This is a genomic window from Streptomyces sp. NPDC093111 (assembly GCF_040683955.1).
Classification (GTDB): domain Bacteria; phylum Actinomycetota; class Actinomycetes; order Streptomycetales; family Streptomycetaceae; genus Streptomyces.
Map to the genome: position 1 here is coordinate 231,684 of NZ_JBFBNW010000002.1, position 22,812 is coordinate 254,495.

Annotated in this window: 17 protein-coding genes; 10 read left to right on the top strand and 7 right to left on the bottom strand. The window is 73.1% G+C overall.

Going from position 1 to position 22,812, the window contains the following annotated elements:
- Window positions 1-7: 7 nt before the first annotated feature.
- Window positions 8-1,615: a carboxyl transferase domain-containing protein gene (locus tag AB0Q96_RS03545; protein WP_365321356.1), complete on the bottom strand. Its 1,608-nt coding sequence runs from the start codon at window positions 1,613-1,615 to the stop codon at window positions 8-10.
- 104 nt (window positions 1,616-1,719) lie between these two features.
- On the opposite strand from AB0Q96_RS03545, the gene AB0Q96_RS03550 reads away from it, so the two are divergent.
- Complete coding sequence (locus AB0Q96_RS03550; protein WP_365321357.1) at window positions 1,720-2,328, top strand: TetR/AcrR family transcriptional regulator; 609 nt, start codon at window positions 1,720-1,722, stop codon at window positions 2,326-2,328.
- A gap of 64 nt (window positions 2,329-2,392) precedes the next feature.
- Window positions 2,393-3,175 (top strand): phosphatase, encoded by a 783-nt coding sequence (locus tag AB0Q96_RS03555; protein ID WP_365321358.1) that lies wholly within the window; start codon window positions 2,393-2,395, stop codon window positions 3,173-3,175.
- Window positions 3,176-3,279: 104 nt separating this feature from the next.
- Here the strand turns inward: AB0Q96_RS03555 and AB0Q96_RS03560 are convergent, their stop codons facing one another.
- The 4 genes from AB0Q96_RS03560 to AB0Q96_RS03575 form a co-directional block, all read right to left on the bottom strand.
- Window positions 3,280-4,239 carry a cation diffusion facilitator family transporter gene (locus AB0Q96_RS03560; RefSeq protein WP_365321359.1) on the bottom strand — a complete coding sequence of 320 codons (960 nt, stop codon included), beginning with the start codon at window positions 4,237-4,239 and terminating at the stop codon, window positions 3,280-3,282.
- Window positions 4,240-4,258: 19 nt separating this feature from the next.
- Window positions 4,259-5,131, bottom strand: coding sequence for an acyl-CoA thioesterase II (locus AB0Q96_RS03565; RefSeq protein WP_365321360.1), 873 nt, complete (start codon window positions 5,129-5,131; stop codon window positions 4,259-4,261).
- Complete coding sequence (locus tag AB0Q96_RS03570; RefSeq protein ID WP_365321361.1) at window positions 5,132-6,289, bottom strand: acyl-CoA dehydrogenase family protein; 1,158 nt, start codon at window positions 6,287-6,289, stop codon at window positions 5,132-5,134.
- Between the two features lie 78 nt (window positions 6,290-6,367).
- Window positions 6,368-7,459: a helix-turn-helix transcriptional regulator gene (locus AB0Q96_RS03575; RefSeq protein ID WP_365321362.1), complete on the bottom strand. Its 1,092-nt coding sequence runs from the start codon at window positions 7,457-7,459 to the stop codon at window positions 6,368-6,370.
- Window positions 7,460-7,635: 176 nt separating this feature from the next.
- Here AB0Q96_RS03575 and AB0Q96_RS03580 point away from each other — a divergent pair, with 176 nt between their 5' ends.
- Entirely contained in the window at window positions 7,636-8,229 is a 594-nt protein-coding gene (locus AB0Q96_RS03580; RefSeq protein ID WP_365321363.1) for a hypothetical protein, read from the top strand.
- A 9-nt stretch (window positions 8,230-8,238) separates the two neighbouring features.
- Here the strand turns inward: AB0Q96_RS03580 and AB0Q96_RS03585 are convergent, their stop codons facing one another.
- On the bottom strand, window positions 8,239-9,822 hold the full coding sequence (locus AB0Q96_RS03585; protein WP_365321364.1) for a PucR family transcriptional regulator ligand-binding domain-containing protein: 1,584 nt from the start codon (window positions 9,820-9,822) through the stop codon (window positions 8,239-8,241).
- Between the two features lie 163 nt (window positions 9,823-9,985).
- Here AB0Q96_RS03585 and AB0Q96_RS03590 point away from each other — a divergent pair, with 163 nt between their 5' ends.
- The 7 genes from AB0Q96_RS03590 (at window position 9,986) to AB0Q96_RS03620 (ending at window position 20,719) form a co-directional block, all read left to right on the top strand.
- On the top strand, window positions 9,986-11,458 hold the full coding sequence (locus tag AB0Q96_RS03590; protein ID WP_365321365.1) for a sodium:solute symporter: 1,473 nt from the start codon (window positions 9,986-9,988) through the stop codon (window positions 11,456-11,458).
- Window positions 11,459-11,541: 83 nt separating this feature from the next.
- Window positions 11,542-12,519 (top strand): agmatinase, encoded by a 978-nt coding sequence (speB, locus tag AB0Q96_RS03595; protein ID WP_365321366.1) that lies wholly within the window; start codon window positions 11,542-11,544, stop codon window positions 12,517-12,519.
- A 123-nt stretch (window positions 12,520-12,642) separates the two neighbouring features.
- A complete protein-coding gene (locus AB0Q96_RS03600; RefSeq protein ID WP_365321367.1) occupies window positions 12,643-14,325 on the top strand; it encodes a thiamine pyrophosphate-binding protein in 1,683 nt (560 codons plus the stop codon).
- Between the two features lie 112 nt (window positions 14,326-14,437).
- A complete protein-coding gene (locus tag AB0Q96_RS03605; RefSeq protein WP_365321368.1) occupies window positions 14,438-18,202 on the top strand; it encodes an ABC transporter ATP-binding protein in 3,765 nt (1,254 codons plus the stop codon).
- Window positions 18,203-18,367: 165 nt separating this feature from the next.
- Window positions 18,368-18,697 (top strand): hypothetical protein, encoded by a 330-nt coding sequence (locus AB0Q96_RS03610; RefSeq protein ID WP_365321369.1) that lies wholly within the window; start codon window positions 18,368-18,370, stop codon window positions 18,695-18,697.
- 63 nt (window positions 18,698-18,760) lie between these two features.
- Entirely contained in the window at window positions 18,761-19,186 is a 426-nt protein-coding gene (locus AB0Q96_RS03615; RefSeq protein WP_365321370.1) for a hypothetical protein, read from the top strand.
- Between the two features lie 87 nt (window positions 19,187-19,273).
- Window positions 19,274-20,719, top strand: coding sequence for an aminopeptidase (locus AB0Q96_RS03620; protein ID WP_365321371.1), 1,446 nt, complete (start codon window positions 19,274-19,276; stop codon window positions 20,717-20,719).
- A 96-nt stretch (window positions 20,720-20,815) separates the two neighbouring features.
- On the opposite strand, the gene AB0Q96_RS03625 is transcribed toward AB0Q96_RS03620, so the two are convergent.
- Entirely contained in the window at window positions 20,816-22,660 is a 1,845-nt protein-coding gene (locus tag AB0Q96_RS03625; RefSeq protein WP_365321372.1) for a glycoside hydrolase family 3 protein, read from the bottom strand.
- Window positions 22,661-22,812: the final 152 nt, after the last annotated feature.

The window sequence follows — 22,812 nt, forward strand, 5'->3', positions numbered from 1 at the left end:
GGGCCCCTCACATCCGGAAGACGCCGAACTGGGGGTCACCCAGGGGCGCGTTGGCACAGGCGGTCAGGGCGAGGCCGAGGACCTGCCGGGTCTCCATGGGGTCGATGACCCCGTCGTCCCAGAGCCGGGCGCTCGCGTAGTAGGCGCTGCCCTGCGTCTCGTACTGCTCGCGGATGGGGGCCTTGAACGCCTCTTCCTCGTCCGCGCTCCACGCGTCGCCGAGCTGGTCGCGCTTGACCGTCGCCAGGACGGACGCGGCCTGCTCGCCGCCCATCACGGAGATCTTGGCGTTCGGCCACATCCACAGGAAGCGCGGCGAGTACGCCCGGCCGCACATCGAGTAGTTGCCCGCGCCGAAGGATCCGCCGACGACCACCGTCAGCTTCGGCACCCGGGTGGTCGCCACCGCCGTCACCATCTTGGCGCCGTGCTTGGCGATGCCGCCGTGCTCGTACGCCTTGCCGACCATGAAGCCGGTGATGTTCTGCAGGAAGACCAGCGGGATCCCGCGCTGGTCGCACAGCTCGATGAAGTGCGCGCCCTTCTGGGCGGACTCGGCGAACAGGATGCCGTTGTTGGCGACGATGCCGACCGGGTGCCCGTGGATCCGGGCGAAGCCGGTGATCAGCGTCTGCCCGTACTCCGCCTTGAACTCCTGGAAGCGGGAGGCGTCCACGACCCGGGCGATCACCTCGCGCACGTCGTACGGCGTCCGCGAGTCGACCGGCACCGCCCCGTACAGCCCCGCCGGGTCGACCTTCGGCTCCTCGGCCGGCTCCACCGACCAGGGCAGCGGGCCGCGCTCGGGGAGGGTCGCGACGATGTTCCGGACGATCCGCAGCGCGTGCGCGTCGTCCTCCGCCAGGTGGTCGGTGACGCCGGAGATCCGCGAGTGCGTCTCGCCGCCGCCCAGCTCCTCCGCCGTCACGACCTCGCCGGTCGCCGCCTTCACCAGCGGGGGGCCGCCGAGGAAGATCGTGCCCTGGTTCCGGACGATCACGGCCTCGTCGCTCATCGCCGGGACGTACGCCCCGCCGGCCGTGCACGAGCCCATGACCGCCGCGATCTGCGGGATGCCCGCGCCCGACATCCGGGCCTGGTTGTAGAAGATCCGCCCGAAGTGCTCGCGGTCCGGGAAGACCTCGTCCTGCATCGGCAGGAAGGCGCCGCCCGAGTCGACCAGGTAGAGGCAGGGGAGACGATTCTCCAGCGCCACCTCCTGCGCCCGCAGGTGCTTCTTCACCGTCATCGGGTAGTACGTGCCGCCCTTGACGGTCGCGTCGTTGGCGACGATCACGCACTCCCGGCCGCTCACCCGGCCGATGCCCGCGATCACGCCGGCCGCGGGGGCCTGGTCGCCGTACATCCCGTTCGCCGCGAGCGGGGCCAGCTCCAGGAACGGCGAGCCCGGGTCGAGCAGCGTGTCCACGCGGTCCCGTGGCAGCAGCTTGCCGCGCGCGACGTGCCGGGCGCGGGACTTCTCCCCGCCGCCGAGCGCGGCGGCGGCCAGCTTGGCGCGGAGGGTCGCGGCCAGCTCGTGGTGGGCCGCCTCGTTGGCCTGCCAGGCCGGCGAGGCGGGGTCCGCCGCGCTCGTCAGCACAGGTGCCTGCTGCATCCGTCGAGCTCCCTTGCTCGGTTCACTCGTCCACTCGGTTAATGAGCGTTAACGTATGGGCTTCAGGTTAACGACCGCTAACGGGGTTGTCTAGAATCGAATCCATGACCACGACGCCGACTCCGACCGGACGGACCGACGCCCCGACGCGACGCCAGCAGATCCTCAAGGAAGCCGCCCGCCTCTTCGCCGAGCGCGGCTTCCACGGGGTGGGGGTGGACGAGATAGGGGCCGCCGTCGGCATCAGCGGGCCCGGGCTCTACCGCCACTTCCCCGGCAAGGACGCGATGCTCGCCGAACTGCTCGTCGGCATCAGCGAACGGCTCCTCGACGGCGGCCGGCTACGGGTCGCCGAGGCCGACGGCGACCCGCGCGTCCTGCTCGGCTCCCTCATCGACGGGCACATCGACTTCGCCCTCGACGACCGGCCGCTCATCACCCTCCACGACCGCGAGCTCGACCGGCTCAAGGACGAGGACCGCAAGCGGGTCCGGCAGCTCCAGCGCCAATACGTCGAACTGTGGGTCACCGTCGTCCGCGACCTGTACCCCGCCGCCGCCGAACCCGAGGCCCGCGCCTCCGTCCACGCCGTCTTCGGCCTCCTCAACTCGACCCCGCACCTGGGGGCGCCGCTGGGGCGGACCGGCATGGAGAACCTGCTGCGCAGCCTGGCCCACGGGGCCTTCGGGGCACTGGGGTCGACCGGGGGCTGAGCCCCGGGGCGACACCGCCGGGGTCCGCCTCCGGGGTCCGGACCCAACGGGCAGAATGGCCCCCATGCCGATACTCAGCCGCCCCGCCCTCGTCGAGCACCTCGTCCGGACCCGTATCGCGGGTGACGTCGCCACCCCGCGCGACAACAACCTCGCGCACTACCGCCGGCTGGCCAACGGCGACCGGCACTACTGGTTCGGCCTGGAGTTCGGCGACCGGTGGACCGACGAGCAGGACGTGCTCGCGGTCATGGCCGAGCGGTGCGGGGTCGTCGACGACCCCGCGCACCGGGCCGGGCAGGACACCATCGACCCCGAGCTGACCGTCGGCGCCCTGGACCGCATGGCGGCCCGGCTCGCCAAGGCCGCCGCCGGCAAGGAGCGGGTGCTGTTCGCCACCGGGCACCCCGGCGCGCTGATCGACGCGCACAGCCGGGTCGCCGCCGCGCTGCGGGCCCGGGGCTGCGACATCGTGCGGATCCCCGGCGGGCTGACCGCCGACGAGGGGTACGTCGTGCAGTTCGCCGACGTCGCCGTCTTCGAGCGGGGCGCCAGCCTGTGGCACACGCACTCCCCGGAGCCCATGAACGCCATCCTGGACGGGCTGGCGGCGGCCGGCGAGGCCGCGCCCGATCTCGTCGTCGCCGACCACGGGTGGGCGGGGCGGGCGGCCCAGCGGGGCGTCGACTCGGTGGGGTACGCGGACTGCAACGACCCGGCGCTGTTCCTCGCGGAGGCGGAGGGGACCATGCAGGTCACCGTGCCGCTGGACGACCACGTGGTGGATCCCCGGTTCTACGAGCCGTTGACGGCGTATCTGCTGGACGCGGCCGGGTTGGGCGGCTGACCCGTCGTTCCACGGGGGCCGGAACCTCCGCGGGGGTAGGGGTGTCCGGACTGCGACCTTCACTTCGCTTCGCTCGTTACGGGCGCCGCCACGTCCGGACACCCCTACCCCCGCTCCGGCTCCGGCCCCCTCGCGTCCGCCTGCCGGGCGCGGCCCGGGGTCGGGTCCAGGTAGACGCGGCGGATGGCCGGGAAGCGGGTGCGGAGGCGGGCTTCTGCCGTTTCGCAGGCCTGTTCGACCTGTGCCGCCGTCGACATGTCCCTGAAGTCGACCTTCGCCGCCACCATCACCTCGTCCGGGCCCTGGATCAGCGTCGTCAGGTCCAGGACGCCGACCACGTGGTCCAGGGCGAGGAGTTCCTCGCGGACGGCCTGCCGCATGCTGTGGGGGAGCGGGCGGCCGATGAGGAGCTCCGCGTTGGAGCGGCCCAGGACCCAGGCCACGTAGACGAGGAGGAGGCCGATGAGGATCGACGCCACCCCGTCCCAGACGCTGTCCCCGGTGATCTCGACGCCCAGCAGGCCGCCGGCCGCCAGCATCAGGCCCGCCAGGGCCGCCGAGTCCTCCATCACCACCGCTTTGACCGTGGTGTCGGGGGTCAGGCGGAGGTAGCGGCTGAAGGGGGCCTTCATGCGGTCCGCCTCGGCGCGGACCTGCTTGACGGCCGTGCGGAGGCTGAAGCCCTCCAGGAGGAAGGCGACGCCCAGGACGATGTACGAGATCAGCGGGTCGCCCAGTTCCTCGCCCTCCACGAGGGTGTGGATGCCGTCGTAGAGGGAGAAGACCGCGCCGCCCACGAAGGTGGCCACCGCGGCCAGCATCGCCCAGACGTAGCGCTCGTTCGCGTAGCCCAGGGGGTGGTCCTCGTCGGCCGGCTTCTCGCTGCGCTTGAGGGCCGTGAGCAGCATGAACTCGGTGACCGTGTCGGCGAAGGAGTGGGCGGCCTCCGAGAGCATCGCGCTGGATCCGCTGATCACGCCCGCCACGGCCTTGGCGGCGGCGATGCCCAGGTTGGCCATCGCCGCCACGATCACTGTGAAGGTGCTCTCGCCGTTCTCCGCCATGATCGGACGGTATGTCCGGTCATCGGCGCGGGACGCGTACGACACCCTCCTGGATGACCGAGATCGCCAGCCGGCCGTCCTGGGTGAAGATCCGTGCCTGGCCGAGGCCGCGTCCGCCCGAGGCGGTCGGCGACTCCTGGTCGTACAGGAGCCACTCGTCGGCCCGGAAGGGGCGGTGGAACCACATGGCGTGGTCCAGCGACGCCCCGACCACGTCGCCCACCGCCCAGCCGCCCCGGCCGTGGGCCAGGAGGATCGAGTCCAGGAGCGTCATGTCCGAGACGTAGGTCGCCAGGGCGATGTGGAGGAGGGGGTCGTCCGCGAGTTTGCCGTTGGTGCGGAACCAGACCTGGGACCGGGGCTCGCGCGGCTGTCCCACGGTGCCCCACGGGGGGACCTCGGCGTAGCGGAGGTCCACGGCGGCGCGGGCCTCGACGAGGCGGTCCGCGACCTCACGGGGGAGGTGGCGGGGGAGCATCTCGGCCGGGGTCGGCAGGGACTCCGGGTCCGGGGCGGGCGGCATGTCCGCCTGGTGGTCCAGGCCCTCCTCGTACGTCTGGAACGACGCGGAGAGGTGGAAGATCGGCTGCCCGTGCTGGACGGCCACCACCCGGCGGGTGGTGAAGGAGCGCCCGTCGCGGATGCGGTCGACCGTGTAGACGATCGGGGCGCCCGGGTCACCGGCGCGCAGGAAGTACGCGTGGAGCGAGTGGGCGAGACGGTCCTCGGGGACCGTGCGCCCGGCCGCCACCAGCGCCTGGGCGGCCACCTGGCCGCCGAAGACGCGGGGGACGATGGAGGGGCGGGACTCGCCCCGGAAGATGTCCCGCTCGATCCGCTCCAGGTCGAGCAGATCGAGCAGGTCATCCAGTGCCGTGTGCGCTTCGGGCACTTACAGGCCCATCGACTTGGCGATGATCGACTTCATGATCTCGCTGGTGCCGCCGTAGATGCGGTTGACGCGGTTGTCGGCGTACAGGCGGGCGATCGGGTACTCGTTCATGTAGCCGTAGCCGCCGTGCAGCTGGAGGCAGCGGTCGATGACGCGGTGCGCGACCTCGGTGCAGAACAGCTTGGCGCTGGCGGCCTCGGCGGGGGACAGCTCGCCCGCGTCCAGGGCCTCCAGGGCGCGGTCGGCGACGGCCTCGGCGGCGTCGACCTCGGCCTGGCAGGCGGCCAGCTCGAACTTGGTGTTCTGGAAGGAGGCCACCGTCTTGCCGAAGACCGTGCGGTCCGTGACGTACTGCTGCGCGAAGCGGACCGCGGCCTTGGCCTGGGCGTAGGCGCCGAAGGCGATGCCCCAGCGCTCGGAGGCCAGGTTGTGGCCGAGGTAGTAGAAGCCCTTGCCCTCCTCGCCGAGCAGGTCCTCGACCGGGACCTTCACGTCGACGAAGGCCAGCTCGGCGGTGTCGGAGGTGCGCAGGCCCAGCTTGTCCAGCTTGCGGCCGATGGAGTAGCCCTCGGACTTGGTGTCGACGGCGAAGAGGGAGATACCGAAGCGGCGGTCCTCGGCCGACGGGGCGGAGGTGCGGGCGCAGACGATCACGCGGTCGGCGTGGACGCCGCCGGTGATGAAGGTCTTGGCGCCGTTGAGGACGTAGTGGGTGCCGTCCTCGGAGAGCTTGGCGGTGGTCTTCATGCCCGCGACGTCGGAGCCGGTGCCCGGCTCGGTCATGGCGAGCGCCCACATCTCCTCGCCGGTGACGAACTTCGGCAGGTAGCGCTTCTTCTGCTCGTCGGTGGAGAGCATCTTGATGTACGGGAGGGCGAGCAGCACGTGCACGCCGGAGCCGCCGAACTGCACGCCGGCGCGGGAGGTCTCCTCGTAGAGGACGGCCTCGAACTTGTGGGTGTCCAGGCCGGCGCCGCCGAACTCCTCGGGCACGTTGATGCCGAAGATGCCGAGCTCGCCCAGCTTGTCGTAGAAGTCGCGGGGTGCCTGGCCGGCCTGGAACCACTCGTCGTAGACCGGGACGACCTCGGCCTCGATGAAGGCGCGGATGGTCTCCCGGAACGCCTCGTGGTCCTCGTTGAATACGGTACGGCGCACGGTGCGTCTCCTCCGGTGTGCGGGCGGCCAGCTGTCTAAGCGCTTGCTCAGTCTGTCTCCCTCGAAGTTACCCAGCGGTCACCCGGCCTGTCCAGACTCTGGGTCTGTGATCCAGGCCCGGGCCGTGGAGTCGTACACGTGGAGCCGTCCCTTCGTTCCGCTGGTCCGGAAGGGGCGCCCGTTCTCGTCCCCGATCCGGACCGTGCCCCGGCGGCCCTCCGAGCTCCACTCCAGCTCCAGGTACCAGCGGCAGTCGCAGGCCGCCGCCCCCGCCGAGACCAGCAGCTCCTCCGGCTCCGTGGCGCTGACCGCGTACGGGAAGGAGACCGCCGGGATCGTCCTGCCCTCCTGCCCGGACGCGTCGTAGCCGGCCACCGGCCGCGCCACCGGTCGCGGCCGGTCCAGGTCGATCGTGAGGAGGCGTGGCGTGACCGCCCCGCCGCAGCCCCCGTCCATCCGGTACGCCGCCCACGGCAGCGCCGCGCCCCGCTCCACCACCCGCACGTGCAGCGCCTGGAGCACCACCGCCGCCGCGCCCTTGCCCTGCACCGACACCCGCACCAGCGTCTCCCCGCCGTCCACCGCCCGCCGCGCCGCCGCCCAGCCCCGCGCGTCGGCCGCCTCCGGCGGGGGAGGAGGCGTCCGCTCCACGAGATAGGTGTGCCCGCACCCGTTCTTCCAGAGGTGCGAGGCGGCCGTCCACGTCAGCGGCGCCGGGGGTTCGGCGGGCCGCTCCCTGGTCCTTCCGGGCAGGAGTACGGCTCCGAGGGTCACCGTCACGGCGACCGCCAGCGTCCCGGCGATCACGCCCGCCCGGCCCCATCGGCGCCTCCGCCGCTCGGACGGGAGGGTGGGGGCGGGGGTGGGCTCGGGGGTCGGCTCGGGCTCGGGGGTCGGCTCAGGCTCGGGGGTCGGTGGGCGGCGGGTGGTGTCCGCGTGGGTCCATGCCCGTTCCAGGGTCCGCCGTTCCTGCTCGTCCGCTCCGCACAGCACGGCGAGGCGGTCGACCACGGCGAACTCCTCCGGGACCGTCGCGCCCGAGCAGTAGCGGTGGAGGGTGGAAGCGCTGACGCTCAGGCGGCGGCCCAGCGCCTCGTAGCTCCTGCCGTCCCGCGCCTTCAGCGCGCGCACGAGCCGCGCGAACTCCTCGACGGCGGCGTCCTTCGGCATCCCATCCCCCTCGGCTCCTCGTCCCACCCCTCACGTTCTTGCACGTCAGCGGGGGTGGAATGGTTCCGGGACGGGGGACTGGGCCGGCGCCGTTGTGGGGTGGGGAGTGGCTGGTCGACGCTGGTGGAGCATCGAACGAAACGCCGAACGAACGACCCGACGGGGGACCCACCAGCATGAACAAGTTCCGTACCGCACTCGCTGCCGCCCTGGGCCTCGCGGCCCTCGCCTCGGCCCCGGCGCAGGCCGCCGCCCAGCCCGCTTTCCTCGCCGCCGCCCAGATGCCGGCCTCGTCGACGCCGTGGACCGCCACCCAGGTCTTCACCGGCGTCCCGGAGAACGGCGGCGCCCTCTGCGCCCCGTACAAGATCCCGGCGCAGAACAGCCGCTACCGCGAGTTCCGCACCGAGCTCGACACCAACGGCGTCCAGATCACCACCGTCGCCCGCACCGAGGCCGACGCCGTGAAGCTCGTCGACACCCTCCGTTCCTCGCTCGCGGGTTGCGGGCCGCTGCTTGAGCGGCAGAACCCCGGCCTGAAGGCCGTCAGCGCCTTCCACGGCAAGCTCGGCGTCGAGGAGGGCGCCTGGGTGTACAGCCTCGACACCGCCGACCCGCAGGTCGGCAACACCGACATCCACCTGTTCGCGGTGGGGCGTGACGGCAGGACGGTCACCTTCGTCCGGTGGGGGCAGATGGGCGACCTGAAGGATGCCCCGCTGGCCGCCTTCCGGAAGACGACCACGACGGCCGTCAACAAGCTCTGGTGAACCCCGGGCTCACCTGAGCGCGAACCACAGCTCCATCCGTACGTCTGGATCGTCCAGGTCCCTGCCGAGCAGGGTCGCGCAGCGGGCGATCCGCTGGCGGACCGTGTTGCGGTGGATGTCCGTCGCCGCCGCCGTCCGGTCCCAGCTGCCGTGCAGCGACAGCCAGGTGCGCAGGGTCTCGGCGAGGGGCTCGGTGAGCGGGGCGAGCAGTTCGCGGGCGTACGCGGCGGCCTCGTCCTCGTCGACCAGTCCGGCCAGGCCGGACGCCCGGTGGCGGACCAGGGGGGTCCTGGTGGCTTCCGCCCGGCGCAGGGCGCGGGCCGCCTGGGCGTCGGCGGCGGCGAGGGCGTCGGGCTCGGCGGGGGCGCTGGCGCCCAGGGTCCAGCCGGGCTGGGCGGTGAGGGGGGTGGAGGTGGGGAGGACCAGGCGGACGGGGGTCGCGTGGTCCGGCGGGGTCCGGGGGCTCCGCGGGGGTAGGGGTGTCCGGACTGCGACCTTCACTTCGCTGCGCTCGTTACGGGCGCCGCCACGTCCGGACACCCCTACCCCCGCTCCGCCCCCGGACCCCTCCCCGCCGTCGTCGGGTGCGGTGCCCGGGTCCAGCAGGGCCGTGCCCAGGGCGGCGGCCAGGCTCGCCGCCGCGAACGGGGTGCCGTCGCCGCCCCGCGCGTGGACCACAGTCCAGGGGCCCGGGCCGAGCGCGTCCGCCGGGGAGGCGCCCAGGAGCAGGCGGACCAGGGCCGTGTCGCGGGGCGTCACGTCGGCCGCCCGGTGCGGGGCCGTGAGGAGGGAGAGGAGGACGACCGCGACGCCCGCGATGGTGTGGTCGCCCGGTTCGCGGGTCTCCGTCGCCACGCCCAGGGTCAGGCCCTCGCCGCCGCCCAGCGCGTACGCCGCGAGGCGCAGCCCGCCCCCGTCGCCGCTCGCCGTGGCCGGGCCGCCGGGGCGGGGACCCAGCACACCGGCCAGCTCCGTGAGCGCCCGGGCCGCCTCGGCCGGGATCGCGCGGCCGGCCGCCGTCGGTTCCGTACCGTCCGGCCCGAAGAGCACCGCCCGCCCGCCGAGCCGCGCGGCGAGCGCGCCCAGCACCGCCGGGACCGGGGCCGGCCGGGCGGCGGCCGCGGCTAGCGACTGCTGGGCCTCGCTCACCCGGCGCAGCTCGTGCAGCCGGGCCTCCGCCATCAGACGCCACAGGGCCCGCGCGACCGCGGTGAACGGGGTCCGCGGCGGCACTTCGAGCAGCGGCAGGCCGTGCCGCTCGCATGCCTCGACGAGCGCCGCCGGCACCGTGTCGTACACCGGTGTCACGCCGAAGCCGAGCGCCGCCGCCCCCGCCGCCACGACCCGCGCCACGTAGTGGGCGGGGTCCGTCAGCTGCACGCCCGCCGTCATGAGCAGCTCGCCGCCCAGCAGGTACGGGTACGGGTCGGCCATCTCGGAGGTGTGCACCCAGTGCAGCGAGACGTCCCGGGGGCCCGCGAGCAGCCGCAGGCCGAGTTCGGTGCGGGCGAGCAGCGCGGCCAGCGGGACGGGCGGCGCGGGCGGGGTGGAGGCGGGCTCCGGTGCGGGCATGGGAGTGGACCCTTCGTACATCCGCCGGGTGAGCAGTGGAGGAAACGTACACTTCAGCGTCGCATTCCGGCCACCTACTGTCGTGCCATCCGGAGGCCGCGGGTACGGGCGGATGTCCCCGCGACCAGCCTCCGGTCACTTCCCCTGCACGACACGCCACCGAGGTGAACGAAGGAGGGCCCGCATGGCCGTCGACTACACAGTGATCGTCCTGTATCTGGCCGGCATGCTCGCGATGGGCTGGTGGGGCATGCGCCGCGCCAAGTCCAAGAGCGAGTTCCTGGTCGCGGGCCGTCGCCTCGGGCCCTGGATGTACTCCGGCACCATGGCCGCGATCGTCCTCGGCGGCGCCTCCACCATCGGTGGCGTCGGCCTCGGCTACAAGTACGGGCTCTCCGGCGCCTGGATGGTCTTCACCATCGGGCTCGGGCTGCTCGCCCTGTCCGTGTTCTTCTCCGCGCGGATCGCGCGCCTGAAGGTCTACACCGTCTCCGAGATGCTCGACCTGCGTTACGGCGGCAGGGCGGGTGTGATCTCGGGTGTGGTGATGTGGGCTTACACGTTGATGCTCGCCGTTACCTCGACCATCGCCTACGCGACCATCTTCGACGTTCTCTTCGATCTGCCCCGCACGCTCGCGATCGTCCTCGGCGGCACCATCGTCGTCGCCTACTCGACGCTCGGCGGCATGTGGTCCATCACCATCACCGACATGGTGCAGTTCGTCGTGAAGACCATCGGCGTGCTGCTCCTGCTGCTGCCGATCGCCGTCGTCAAGGCGGGCGGCTTCGCCGAGATGAAGGCCGCGCTGCCCACCTCGTACTTCGAGCCCCTCGGTATCGGCGGCGAGACGATCTTCACCTACGTGCTGATCTACACCTTCGGCATGCTGATCGGCCAGGACATCTGGCAGCGGGTCTTCACCGCCCGCACCGACAAGGTCGCCAAGTGGGGCGGCACCGTCGCCGGCACCTACTGTCTGGTGTACGCGCTGGCCGGCGCCGTCATCGGCACCGCCGCCAAGGTCATGTACCCCACGCTGCCCAGCGCCGACGACGCCTTCGCCACCATCGTCAAGGACGAGCTGCCGATGGGCGTGCGGGGCCTGGTCCTCGCCGCCGCGCTCGCCGCCGTGATGTCCACCTCCTCCGGCGCCCTCATCGCCTGCGCCACCGTCGCCAACAACGACATCTGGTCACGTCTGCGCGGCGCCGTGGCGAGGAAGGACGAGGGTGAGCACGACGAGGTGAAGGGGAACCGGTTCTTCATCCTGATCATGGGCGTCGCCGTCATCGGCATCGCCATCGCCCTCAACGACGTCGTCCAGGCCCTCACCGTCGCCTACAACCTGCTGGTCGCCGGGCTGCTCGTGCCGATCCTCGGCGGGCTCCTCTGGCGCCGCGGCACCGCCCAGGGCGCGCTCGCCGCGGTCGGCGTCGGCGGCCTGGCCGTGATCGGCCTGATGTGGACTTACGGAATCTTGGCAAATGAGCCTGTTTACTATGGTTTGTTGGCCTCGTTCGCTGTCTATGTGATCGTTTCCCTGGCGACCCGCCCGACGGACGCCGCCGTGCTCGCGAACTGGCGCGCCCGGCTGGCGGGCCAGGACACCCCCGCCGAGCCCGACCCCTCGGTCCCGGCACCCGCGACCGCCTGACGGCGGCCGCACCGCAGACGTCCGGGCGGCCCCGAGACCCGGGGCCGCCCGGAACCACCGATACACCCCAGGAGGACCCGACCATGAGCAGCAGCGACCAGAACGCCTTCCGCGGCCCGACCGACTCGTCCCGCATCCCGCGGTACGCCGGTCCCGCGACGTTCGCCCGGCTGCCGCGGCTCGACGAGGTCGGCACCACCGACGTCGCCGTGGTCGGCATCCCCTTCGACAGCGGCGTCTCCTACCGCCCCGGCGCCCGCTTCGGCGGCAACGCCATCCGCGAGGCCTCCCGCCTGCTGCGCCCCTACAACCCGGCGCAGGACGCCTCCCCGTTCGCGCTGGCCCAGGTCGCCGACGCCGGTGACATCGCGGCCAACCCGTTCAACATCAACGAGGCCGTCGAGACCATCGAGGCCGCCGCCGACGACCTGCTCGCCACCGGCGCCCGCATGATGACCCTGGGCGGCGACCACACCGTCGCGCTGCCGCTGCTGCGCTCGGTCGCCAAGAAGCACGGCCCCGTCGCCCTGCTCCACTTCGACGCCCACCTCGACACCTGGGACACCTACTTCGGCGCCGAGTACACCCACGGCACCCCGTTCCGCCGGGCCGTCGAGGAGGGCATCCTCGACACCTCCGCCCTCTCCCACGTCGGCACCCGCGGCCCGCTGTACGGCAAGCAGGACCTCACCGACGACGAGAAGATGGGCTTCGGCATCGTCACCTCGGCGGACATCTACCGCCGCGGCGCCGACGAGGTCGCCGACCAGCTCCGCCAGCGCATCGGCGACCGCCCGCTGTACATCTCCATCGACATCGACTGCCTCGACCCGGCCCACGCCCCCGGCACCGGCACCCCCGAGGCCGGCGGCATGACCTCCCGCGAGCTCCTGGAGATCCTGCGCGGCCTGTCCTCCTGCAACCTGGTCTCCGCCGACGTCGTCGAGGTCGCCCCCGCGTACGACCACGCCGAGATCACCGCCGTCGCCGCCTCCCACACGGCGTACGAGCTGACCACGATCATGTCCCGCCAGATCGCCGCGAGCCGGACCGCCCAGTAACCTCCGGAGCCGCCCCCGTCGGCGGGGGCGGGCCGCCGCCCCCGCCGGGCCGCCGACCGCCGCCGTCGCCGGGTTGTGCCCACCGGGCCGCACCCGACCACCGAGCCACGCCAAGGGACCTCCATGACCCACGACCACGACCTGGTCCTGCGCCCCACCGCCGCCCAGACCGAGGCCGCCCTCAACCCGCCCAAGGGCCGCAACGGCGGCGACCTCGTCGTCGAGACCCTGGCCGGCCTCGGCGCCACCACCGTCTTCGGCCTCCCCGGCCAGCACGCCCTCGGCATGTTCGACGCCCTGCGCCGCTCCTCGCTGCGCTACGTCGGCCTGCGCGTCGAGAACAACGCGGGCTTCGCCGCCGACGCGTACGGGCGGGTCACCGGCGAGGCGGCCCCGCTGCTGCTCTCCACCGGGCCCGGCGCCCTGATGTCGCTCGCCGCCCTCCAGGAGGCGGCGGCCGCCTCCGCGCCGGTGCTCGCCATCGGCAGCCAGGTCCCGGTGGCCGGGCTCGGCGGCGGCCGGCACGGCTACCTCCACGAGCTGCGCGACCAGCAGGCGTCCTTCCGGGACGTCGTGAAGTCCGTGCACACGGTCCGCACGCAGTCCCAGATCCCGTCCGCCCTCGCCGCCGCGTGGGAGTCGGCGCTCACCGCCCCGCACGGGCCGGTGTGGGTGGAGATCCCGCAGGACGTCCTCCTCGCGGAGACCACCCTGCCGGTCGTCACCGCGATGGACGCCACGCCCGAGGAGGTCGTCCCGCGCCCCGAGCTGACGGCGGTCGCGGCCGACCTGCTGGCCCGGGCCGAGCGGCCCGCCGTCATCGCGGGCGGCGGGGTCGTCCGCGCCGACGCCTCCGGCAAACTGCTCGCCCTCGCGGAGCGCCTGAACGCCCCCGTGGTCACCACCTTCGGCGGCAAGGGCGCCTTCCCCTGGGAACACCCGCTGTCGCTCCAGTCCTGGCTGGAGGACCGGCACACCACCGACTTCCTGGAGGACGCCGACGTCCTCCTCGTGGTCGGCTCCGGCCTCGGCGAGCTGTCCTCGAACTACCACACCTTCGCCCCGCGCGGCCGGGTGATCCAGATCGAGGCCGACCCCGGGAAGCTGGAGTCCAACCACCCGGCCCTCGGCATCCACGCCGACGCCCGGCTCGCCCTCCAGGCCCTCCTGGAGACGGTGCCCGAGCGGCCCGACCCGACGGCGCCCGAGCGGGTGCGCACGGTCCTCGCGAAGGTCCGCGACCGGCTCGACGCCCAGGACCTGGGCCTGGAGCGGCGCATCGTGGACGCCGTCCGGGCGGCGCTGCCGGACGCGGCGCCCAGCTTCTGGGACATGACGATCCTGGCCTACTGGGCCTGGTCCGCCTTCGACGCCCGCCGCCCCAACACCATGCACTCCGCCCAGGGCGCCGGCGGCCTCGGCTACGGCTTCCCGGCGGCGCTCGGCGCCGCCGCCGCCGACCCGACCCGGCCGGTGCTCGCGGTCTCGGGCGACGGCGGCGCGATGTACTCGATCGCGGAGCTGGCCACCGCGAAGCAGTACGGCTTCGACGTCACCTGGCTGATCGTCGACGACGGCGGCTACGGCATCCTGCGCGAGTACATGACGGACGCGTTCGGCGAGGCCACCGCGACCGAGCTGGCCCGCCCGGACTTCGTCGCCCTCGCCGGATCCTTCGGCGTCCCGGCCACGCTGACCTCCCCGGACACCCTCACCGAGGACCTCGCGGCGGCCCTGAGGACGCCGGGGCCCTCCGTGGTGGTCCTGCCGGCCCTGCTGCGCATGTTCGAGCCGACGCACCTGTAGGCGGCCCCGTCGCGGGCGGCGGCCCGGCCCGCCCGCTTTGTTGCGGCGGGATGAAATCGCACGTCGCCCGCGTTGGCCCTTCCGGTAGACCAGCACGGACGGGAGGCGCCACGTGGCGGCGGTGGGGCAGGAACAGGCGGGGAAACGGGGCTGGGCGCGCCGGCTCGCCGGGTACGCGTGGCGGTACAAGGCGAACGTCGTGCTCGCGCTGGGGTCCTCCCTGGCCGGCATGGCCGTGCTCGCGCTCGTCCCCCTGATCACCAAGGTGGTCATCGACGACGTCATCGGCGCGAAGACCGGATCCCTGGGCCTGTGGACCGGTCTGCTCGTCGCCTCGGCCGTGGTCGTCTACGGCCTCACCTACGTGCGCCGCTACTACGGCGGCCGGCTCGCGCTCGACGTCCAGCACGATCTGCGCACCGAGATGTTCGGGACCATCACCCGGCTCGACGGGCGCCGCCAGGACGAGCTGTCCACCGGGCAGGTCGTCGGCCGCGCCACCAGCGACCTCCAGCTCATCCAGGGCCTGCTCTTCATGCTCCCGATGACCATCGGGAACGTCCTGCTGTTCCTCATATCGCTCGCCGTGATGGCGGTGCTCTCGCTGCCCCTGACCCTGGTCGCCCTCGCCGTCGCCCCCGCCCTGTGGTGGATAGCCCGCCGCAGCCGCAGCCGCCTCCACCCCGCCACCTGGTACGCGCAGGCGCAGGCCGCGACGGTCGCCGGCGTCGTCGACGGGGCCGTCACCGGCGTCCGGGTCGTGAAGGGCTTCGGGCAGGAGGACCAGGAGACCGGCAAGATCCGCGAGGCCGGACGCAGGCTGTTCGCCGGCCGGCTCCGCACCGTCCGGCTCAACGCGAAGTACACCCCCGCCCTCCAGGCCGTCCCCGCCCTCGGCCAGGTCGCCGTGCTCGCCCTCGGCGGCTGGCTGGCCTACAAGGGCCAGATCACCCTCGGCACCTTCGTCGCCTTCTCCTCGTACCTCGCCTCGCTCGTCGGCCCGGTCCGCATGCTCGCCATGGTGCTCACCGTCGGCCAGCAGGCCCGCGCCGGCGTCGAGCGGGTCCTGGAGCTCATCGACACCGAGCCGAGCCTGCGGGACGGCACCAAGGAGCTCCCGGCCGACGCGCCCGCCAGCGTCGAGTTCGACGACGTCTCCTTCGCGTACGAAGGCGCCAACGGCAAGGTCAGCCCCGTCCTGGAGGGCTTCTCGCTGGAGATCCGGCCCGGCGAGACCGTCGCCGTCGTCGGCGCCTCCGGCTCCGGCAAGTCCACCGTCTCGCTGCTGCTGCCCCGCTTCTACGACGTGACGCACGGCGCCGTCCTCGTCGGCGGCCTCGACGTCCGCGAACTCACCCTCGACTCGCTGCGCGCCGCCGTCGGCCTGGTCCCCGAGGACAGCTTCCTGTTCTCCGACACGGTCCGCGCCAACATCGCGTACGGCGCGCCCGACGCCACCCAGGAGCAGATCGAGACGGCCGCCCGCGCCGCCCAGGCGGACCGTTTCATCGCCGAGCTGCCCAAGGGCTACGACACCAAGGTCGGCGAGCACGGCCTCACCCTCTCCGGCGGCCAGCGCCAGCGCCTCGCCCTGGCCCGCGCGATCCTCACCGACCCCCGGCTGCTCCTCCTCGACGACGCCACCTCCGCCGTCGACGCCAAGGTCGAGCACGAGATCCACGAGGCCCTGCGGTCCGTCATGGCGGGCCGCACCACCCTGCTCATCGCCCACCGCCGCTCCACCCTCGGCCTCGCCGACCGGATCGCCGTCCTCGACGAGGGCCGGCTCGCCGACATCGGCACCCACGAGGAGCTGGAGGAGCGCTCCGCGCTCTACCGGCGCCTGCTCACCGACCCCGACGAACTGGGCGCCGTCTCACCCGGGCACACCCTGCCCGCCGCCGTCCCGGAGGACCGCACGCTGCGGGCCGAGCTGGACGCCGAGTTCGACGCCGAGCGGGGCATCACGCCCACCCTGTGGGTGCGCGAGGAGACCGACGACCGGGAGAGCGCCGCCCCCGGCGCGACCCCCGAGCTGCTGGCCGCCGTCGAGGCCCTGCCGCCCGCCTCCGACACCCCCGACATCGACGAGGCCCGCGCCGTCTCCCCCGAGGAGTCGTACGGCCTGCGGCGCCTGCTGCGCGGTTTCGGCGCGCCCCTGATGATCAGCCTCGGCCTGGTCGCCCTCGACGCGGGCGCCGGCCTGCTGCTGCCGGTGCTCATCCGGCACGGCATCGACAAGGGCGTCAACGAGCTCGCCATCGGCGCCGTCTGGGCGGCCTCCGCGCTCGCCCTGCTGACCGTCCTCGTCCAGTGGGTCGCGCAGACCGCCGAGACCCGCATGACCGGCCGCACCGGCGAGCGGATCCTGTACGCGCTGCGGCTGAAGATCTTCGCCCAGCTCCAGCGGCTCGGCCTCGACTACTACGAGCGCGAGCTCACCGGCCGGATCATGACCCGGATGACCACGGACGTCGACGCCCTGTCGACCTTCCTCCAGACCGGCCTGGTCACCGCCTTCGTCTCCGTCGTCACCTTCTTCGGCATCATGGGCGCCCTGCTCGTCCTCGACGTCGAACTCGCGCTGGTCGTCTTCGCGACCCTGCCGGTGCTCGCCGTCGCCACCTACTACTTCCGCCGCGCCAGCGTGAAGGCGTACGAGCTGGCCCGCGAGCGGATCAGCGGGGTCAACGCCGACCTCCAGGAGTCGGTCGCCGGGCTGCGGATCGTGCAGGCCTTCCGGCGCGAGCGGGCCGGCGCCGAGCGCTTCGCGGCCCGCAGCGAGGAGTACCGCGAGGCCCGGGTGCACGGCCAGTGGCTGATCTCGGTCTACTTCCCGTTCGTCACCCTGCTCTCCTCGGTGGCCGCCGCCGCCGTCCTGATCGTCGGGGCGAACCGGATCGAGGCCGGGTCCCTGACCACCGGCGCCCTGGTCGCCTACCTGCTCTACATCGACCTGTTCTTCGCGCCCGTGCAGCAGCTCTCCCAGGTCTTCGACGGCTACCAGCAGGCCGCCGTCTCGCTGAAGCGGATGCAGGAACTGCTCCAGGAGCCGACCTCCACCGCCGCCGCGCCCGCCCCGCTCGACGTGCTGTCGCTGCGCGGGGAGATCGCCTTCGAGGACGTGTCCTTCGCCTACGGGGCGGAGGAGGAGGCCCTCACCGGCATCGACCTGCGGATACCGGCCGGCCAGACGGTCGCCTTCGTCGGCGAGACCGGCGCGGGCAAGTCCACGCTGGTCAAACTGGTCGCCCGCTTCTACGACCCGACGGGCGGCCGGGTCACCGCCGACGGCACCGACCTGCGCGAGCTCGACCTCACCGCGTACCGGCACCGGCTCGGTGTCGTGCCGCAGGAGGCGTACCTGTTCGCCGGAACGGTCCGCGACGCCATCGCGTACGGCCGCCCGGACGCCACCGACGCCCAGGTGGAGGCGGCGGCCCGCGCGGTCGGCGCCCACGACATGATCGCCACGCTCGACGGCGGCTACCTCCACGAGGTCGCCGAGCGTGGCCGCAACCTGTCGGCGGGCCAGCGCCAGCTGATCGCCCTGGCCCGCGCCGAGCTGGTCGACCCCGACGTGCTGCTCCTCGACGAGGCCACCGCCGCCCTGGACCTCGCCACCGAGGCGCAGGTCAACGCGGCCACCGACCGCCTGGCCGGCCGCCGGACCACCCTCGTGGTCGCCCACCGGCTCACCACGGCGGCCCGCGCCGACCGGGTGATCGTGATGGACCACGGCCGGGTCGCCGAGGACGGCACCCACGAGGAGCTGCTGGCCCTCGACGGGGTGTACGCCGCACTGTGGCGCACCTTCATCGGCGAGGACACCGAGCCCGCCGAGGGCACGGACGAGGCCGAGCCGGAGCGGGTGTAGGCGCGGGGGCGGGGGCGGCGGGGGCCGGGTCGCCGGTCGACCGCCGGCCCCGCCGTCCCCCGCGCCACCCGCGCCTCGCGCCCCGGGCTGGGTCCCCCCTCCGGGGGCCCAAGATGAGTACCCGCGCCCATGCGCCCGCACCCGGGACGCGGTGTGATGCGGGGTATGAGCAACTCCGTCCCCGCCGCTCCCGTCCCCGCCCCCGGCCGTCGCGTCCGCGTCTGGGCCCTGGTCTCGGCCGGCCTGCTGGTGCCCGCCACCGTGCTCGCCGGGATCCTCGCGCTCAGCTCGGACCAGGCCGGCCGTTGCGTCGGCTACGCCGAGGAGTGCGGCTCCCACCCCGGCTGGATGTACGCCGGAAGCCTCGGTCTCGCCGTCGTCGCCCTGGTCGTGGCGCTCGCCGCGTCCCGGGAGCGGGTCCGCCGGGCCGCCCTCGGCACCCAGGTCGTCGCCGAGCTGGTCTTCCTCCTGATGGTCGTCACCACCTTCGCGTAGGCAACCGAACGGGCGCCCGCCACGTCGTATGCACGTACGGCCGGAGCAGGGGAAGGGATGCGCATGCGCGGTGGGGTCCGGAAGACCGGGACGAGGGGGCGACCGTCCCCGCCTCCCAGGTACGTCGGGTACGTCCTCGCCCTGCTGCTCGCCACCGGCGGCCTGGTGTTCGCCGGGCCCGCCGCCAGTCCGGCGGACGCCGCCTCCGTCTGCCACGGGCGCGCCACCCGTACGGTCGCGTTCGCGACCGGCGAGCTCCGCCTCTACCGGACCCGGCAGTACGTCTGCGCCGTCGCGGTGGCGAAGCGGCCCGGCGGCCCGCGGACCATGACGGTGTCGCTCCGGCCGCGCGGCGGCCGGGCCGCGGTGAACTCGGGCCGCTTCACCCGGCAGGCCGGGCCGGTCACGGTGTACGCCCTCAACCGCTGCGTGCAGGCCGCCGCCACCATCGACGGCCGGTCCACCGCGACCGGCTGGATCCTGTGCTGAACCGCATGTAATGCCCAACCAGGTCTGGCGGTCCGCACGTTGACCCGGCTAGGTTCACGACACCGTTGTGAACCAAGGGGAGGGTGAATGCGTAAGTCGCTCAGATGGCTGGTGTCGCTTTCGGTGCTCATAGGCACCGTCGGATCCACGGGCGTGGCCACCGCCGCGGACACGGAGACCGGCCGCACCGCCGTCGCCGACGCGCAGAGCACGGACATCAAGGACCGCCTCCTGGCGATACCCGGGATGAGCCTGATCGAGGAGAAGCCGTACGCCGGCTACCGCTTCTTCGTCCTGAACTACGAGCAGCCGGTCGACCACCGGCGCCCCTGGGCGGGCACGTTCCAGCAGCGGATCTCGGTCCTGCACAAGGACACGGACCGCCCCACCGTCTTCCGCACCAGCGGTTACGGGCTGAGCACCACCCCGAGCCGGGCCGAGCCGACCCGGATCATCGACGGCAACCAGGTCTCCATGGAGTACCGGTTCTTCACGCCGTCCCGGCCGCAGCCCGCCGACTGGTCGAAGCTGGACATCTGGCAGGCCGCCAGCGACCAGCACCGCATCTTCAGTGCGCTGAAGTCGGTCTACGGCAAGAAGTGGCTCTCCACCGGCGCCTCCAAGGGCGGCATGACGGCCACCTACTACGAGCGCTTCTACCCGCGTGACATGGACGGCGTCGTGGCCTACGTGGCCCCGAACGACGTCGTCGACAGGGAGGACTCGGCGTACGACCGGTTCTTCGAGCGGGTCGGCACCAAGGACTGCCGCGACCGCCTCAACAACCTGCAGCGCGAGGCGCTGGTGCGCCGCGAGCCGCTGGAGAAGAAGTACGAGGCCTGGGCGAAGTCCGAGGGCGCCACCTTCAACACGATCGGCTCGCTCGACAAGGCCTACGAGGCCGTCGTCCTCGACTTCGTGTGGGGCTTCTGGCAGTACTACGGCCAGGACGTCTGCGACCAGATCCCGGACGCGGCGACCGCGAGCGACGACACCGTCTACGAGACGATCGACGCCTACTCCGGCTGGTCCGCCTACACCGACCAGGGCCTGGAGACGTACACCCCGTACTACTACCAGGCGGCGACCGAGCTCGGCTCGCCCAGCATCAAGCAGCCGCACCTGGCCGGTCTGAGCCGCTACGGCTACCAGCCCGCCCGCAACTTCGTGCCGCGCGAGATCCCGATGAAGTTCAAGCCGTGGGTCATGCGGGACGTGGACCAGTGGGTCCGCAAGAACGCGAACAAGATGCTGTTCGTCTACGGCGGCAACGACCCGTGGGGCTCCGAGCCCTTCCACCTCGGCAAGGGTGCGCGCGACAGCTACGTGTACGTCGCGCCGGGCGCCAACCACGGTGCCAACGTGGCCGGTCTGGTCGAGGCCGAGCGGACCAACGCGACCGCCCGCATCCTCGCCTGGGCCGGTGTCGACGCCCCGGCCGTGAAGGCGGCCAAGCCGCTGGCCCGCTTCGACGCCCGCATCGACCGGACGGTCGACGAGGACGCCACCCGCGAGCACGGTCTGCGCCCGTAGTCCCGTGCCGTACGGCCCGAGCCGGCACCCCGCCGTATGGAGGGGGTGCCGGCTCGGGGCCGTTCCGGGCCCGCGGGCGGGCGGTGTCCGCCGCCGCTAGTAGGTGAGCCCGTGGCCGATCGGGTAGAGCACCCGGGCCGGATCCTGGGCGCTCTGCACGGCGACGGGCAGCCGCCCGCGCGGCTTCGCCCGGCCCGTGATCACCCGTACCGCGGCGCGCAGTTCGACGTCCGTCCAGGAGTACGTGGCGAGGCTCGCCCGCTGCCCGGTGATCCGGGCGACGTCGTACGGGTTGCGGAGCGCGATCGTCACCACCGGCACCCCGGTCGCCGTGAGCCGCGCCAGCAGGGTGAGCTGGCTGGTGGTCGGGGTGAGGTTGTACGTGCCGACGACGATGACGTCCTGTCCGGCCGCCGCCGCCACCGCCTGCTCGATCAGCGCCGGGGTCGGCACGCTGCCGGTGGACAACGCCCGTGCCGTGAAGCCGAGTTCGGTGAAGGCGGCGGCGAGGACGGTGGTCGGCGGACCGGTGGTGGCGGACGGCGAGGCCGGGTCGGCCCCGACGACCAGCACCTTCGGATGGGTGCGCCGGCTCAGCGGGAGGAAGCCCTCCTCGTTGACCACCAGGGTCGTGGTGCGCTCCGCGATCCGGTCCGCGCGGGCCAGGTGGGCCCGGATGCCGACGGTGCGGTCCACCCCGGCGGAGGTGACGTACGGGTCGTCGAGCAGCCCCACCCGGGCCTTCAGCCGCAGGATCCGCAGGATCGATTCGTCGAGCCGCGCCTCGGTCAGCTCACCGTCCCGTACGGCCTTCAGGACCGCGTTCCAGGCCACGTCCAGCTTCGGCGGGTTGAGCAGCTGGTCGGCGCCCGCCTTGAGGGCGAGGACGGGGACGCGGTCGTCGCCGTACTTGGTGCGCACGCCCTCCATGCTGAGCGAGTCGGTGACCACCACGCCGTCGAAGCCGAGCCGCTCGCGCAGGATGCCGGTGAGGATCGGCCGGGACAGGGTCGCCGGGTCGCCGCTCGGGTCGAGCGCGGGGACCACGATGTGCGCGGTCATGATCGACTCGATGCCGGCGCGGATCGCGGCCCGGAACGGCGGTGCGTCTATGGCCGCCCACTGCTCGGCGGTGTGGGTGATGACGGGCAGCCCGTTGTGACTGTCGACGGCCGTGTCGCCGTGGCCCGGGAAGTGCTTGGAGGTCGCCGCGATCCCGGCCCGCTGGTAGCCCTTGACCTGGGCGGCGACCAGGCCCGCGACGGCCTCGGGGTCGGCGCCGAAGGAGCGGACGCCGATCACCGGGTTGGCCGGGTTGACGTTGACGTCGGCGACCGGCGCGTAGTCCTGCCGGATGCCGAGGGCGGCGAGTTCGGCGCCCGCGATCCGGCCGGCCGCGCCCGCGTCCTCGTGCGAGCCGCCCGCGCCGATCGCCATGGCGCCGGGCAGCAGGGTGGCGGGCTTGCCGATCCGGGCGACGACCCCGTGCTCCTGGTCGGTCGACAGGAGCAGCGGGACCGGGGTGGCCTGGGCGAGGGCGGCCCGCTGGATGCCGTTGGAGAGCTCGGCGATCTGGTGCGGGTCGCGGGTGTTGTGCGCCCAGGCGAAGTAGATGATGCCGCCGACGTGGTAGCGCTCGACGAGCTCGGCGGCGGTGCGGACGCCGATCTCCTTGAGGTTGGCGTCGACGTCGGCCTGGTCGGGTGCGGTGGCGGAGTGCCCGTACACCCGCATGACGAAGAGCTGGCCGACCTTCTCCTCCAGGGACATCCGGGAGATCAGGGCCTGGAGGGCGCGGTCGCCGTGGCGCCGTGGGCCGGCGTGGGCGACCGGGACCGTCACTCCCGTGACGGCGGCGGCCGCGGCCGCGGCGGTCACCGTGAGGAGGGTCCGGCGGGACGGGGTGGGGGAGGGCTCGGGCGAGGGGGCGCGGTGGTGCAACTGATGCTCCTTCCGGCCGTGCGGGGTGGTGGGAGGAAGAGTGAAGGAAACTTCCAAGGAGCCACGGATAGCCGGAAAGTAACTGCCAGGTCAAGGACCCGCACAAGAAACGCGTGGGGTTGTAGTGCTTATGCCACCCTTCGTGCCCCGGA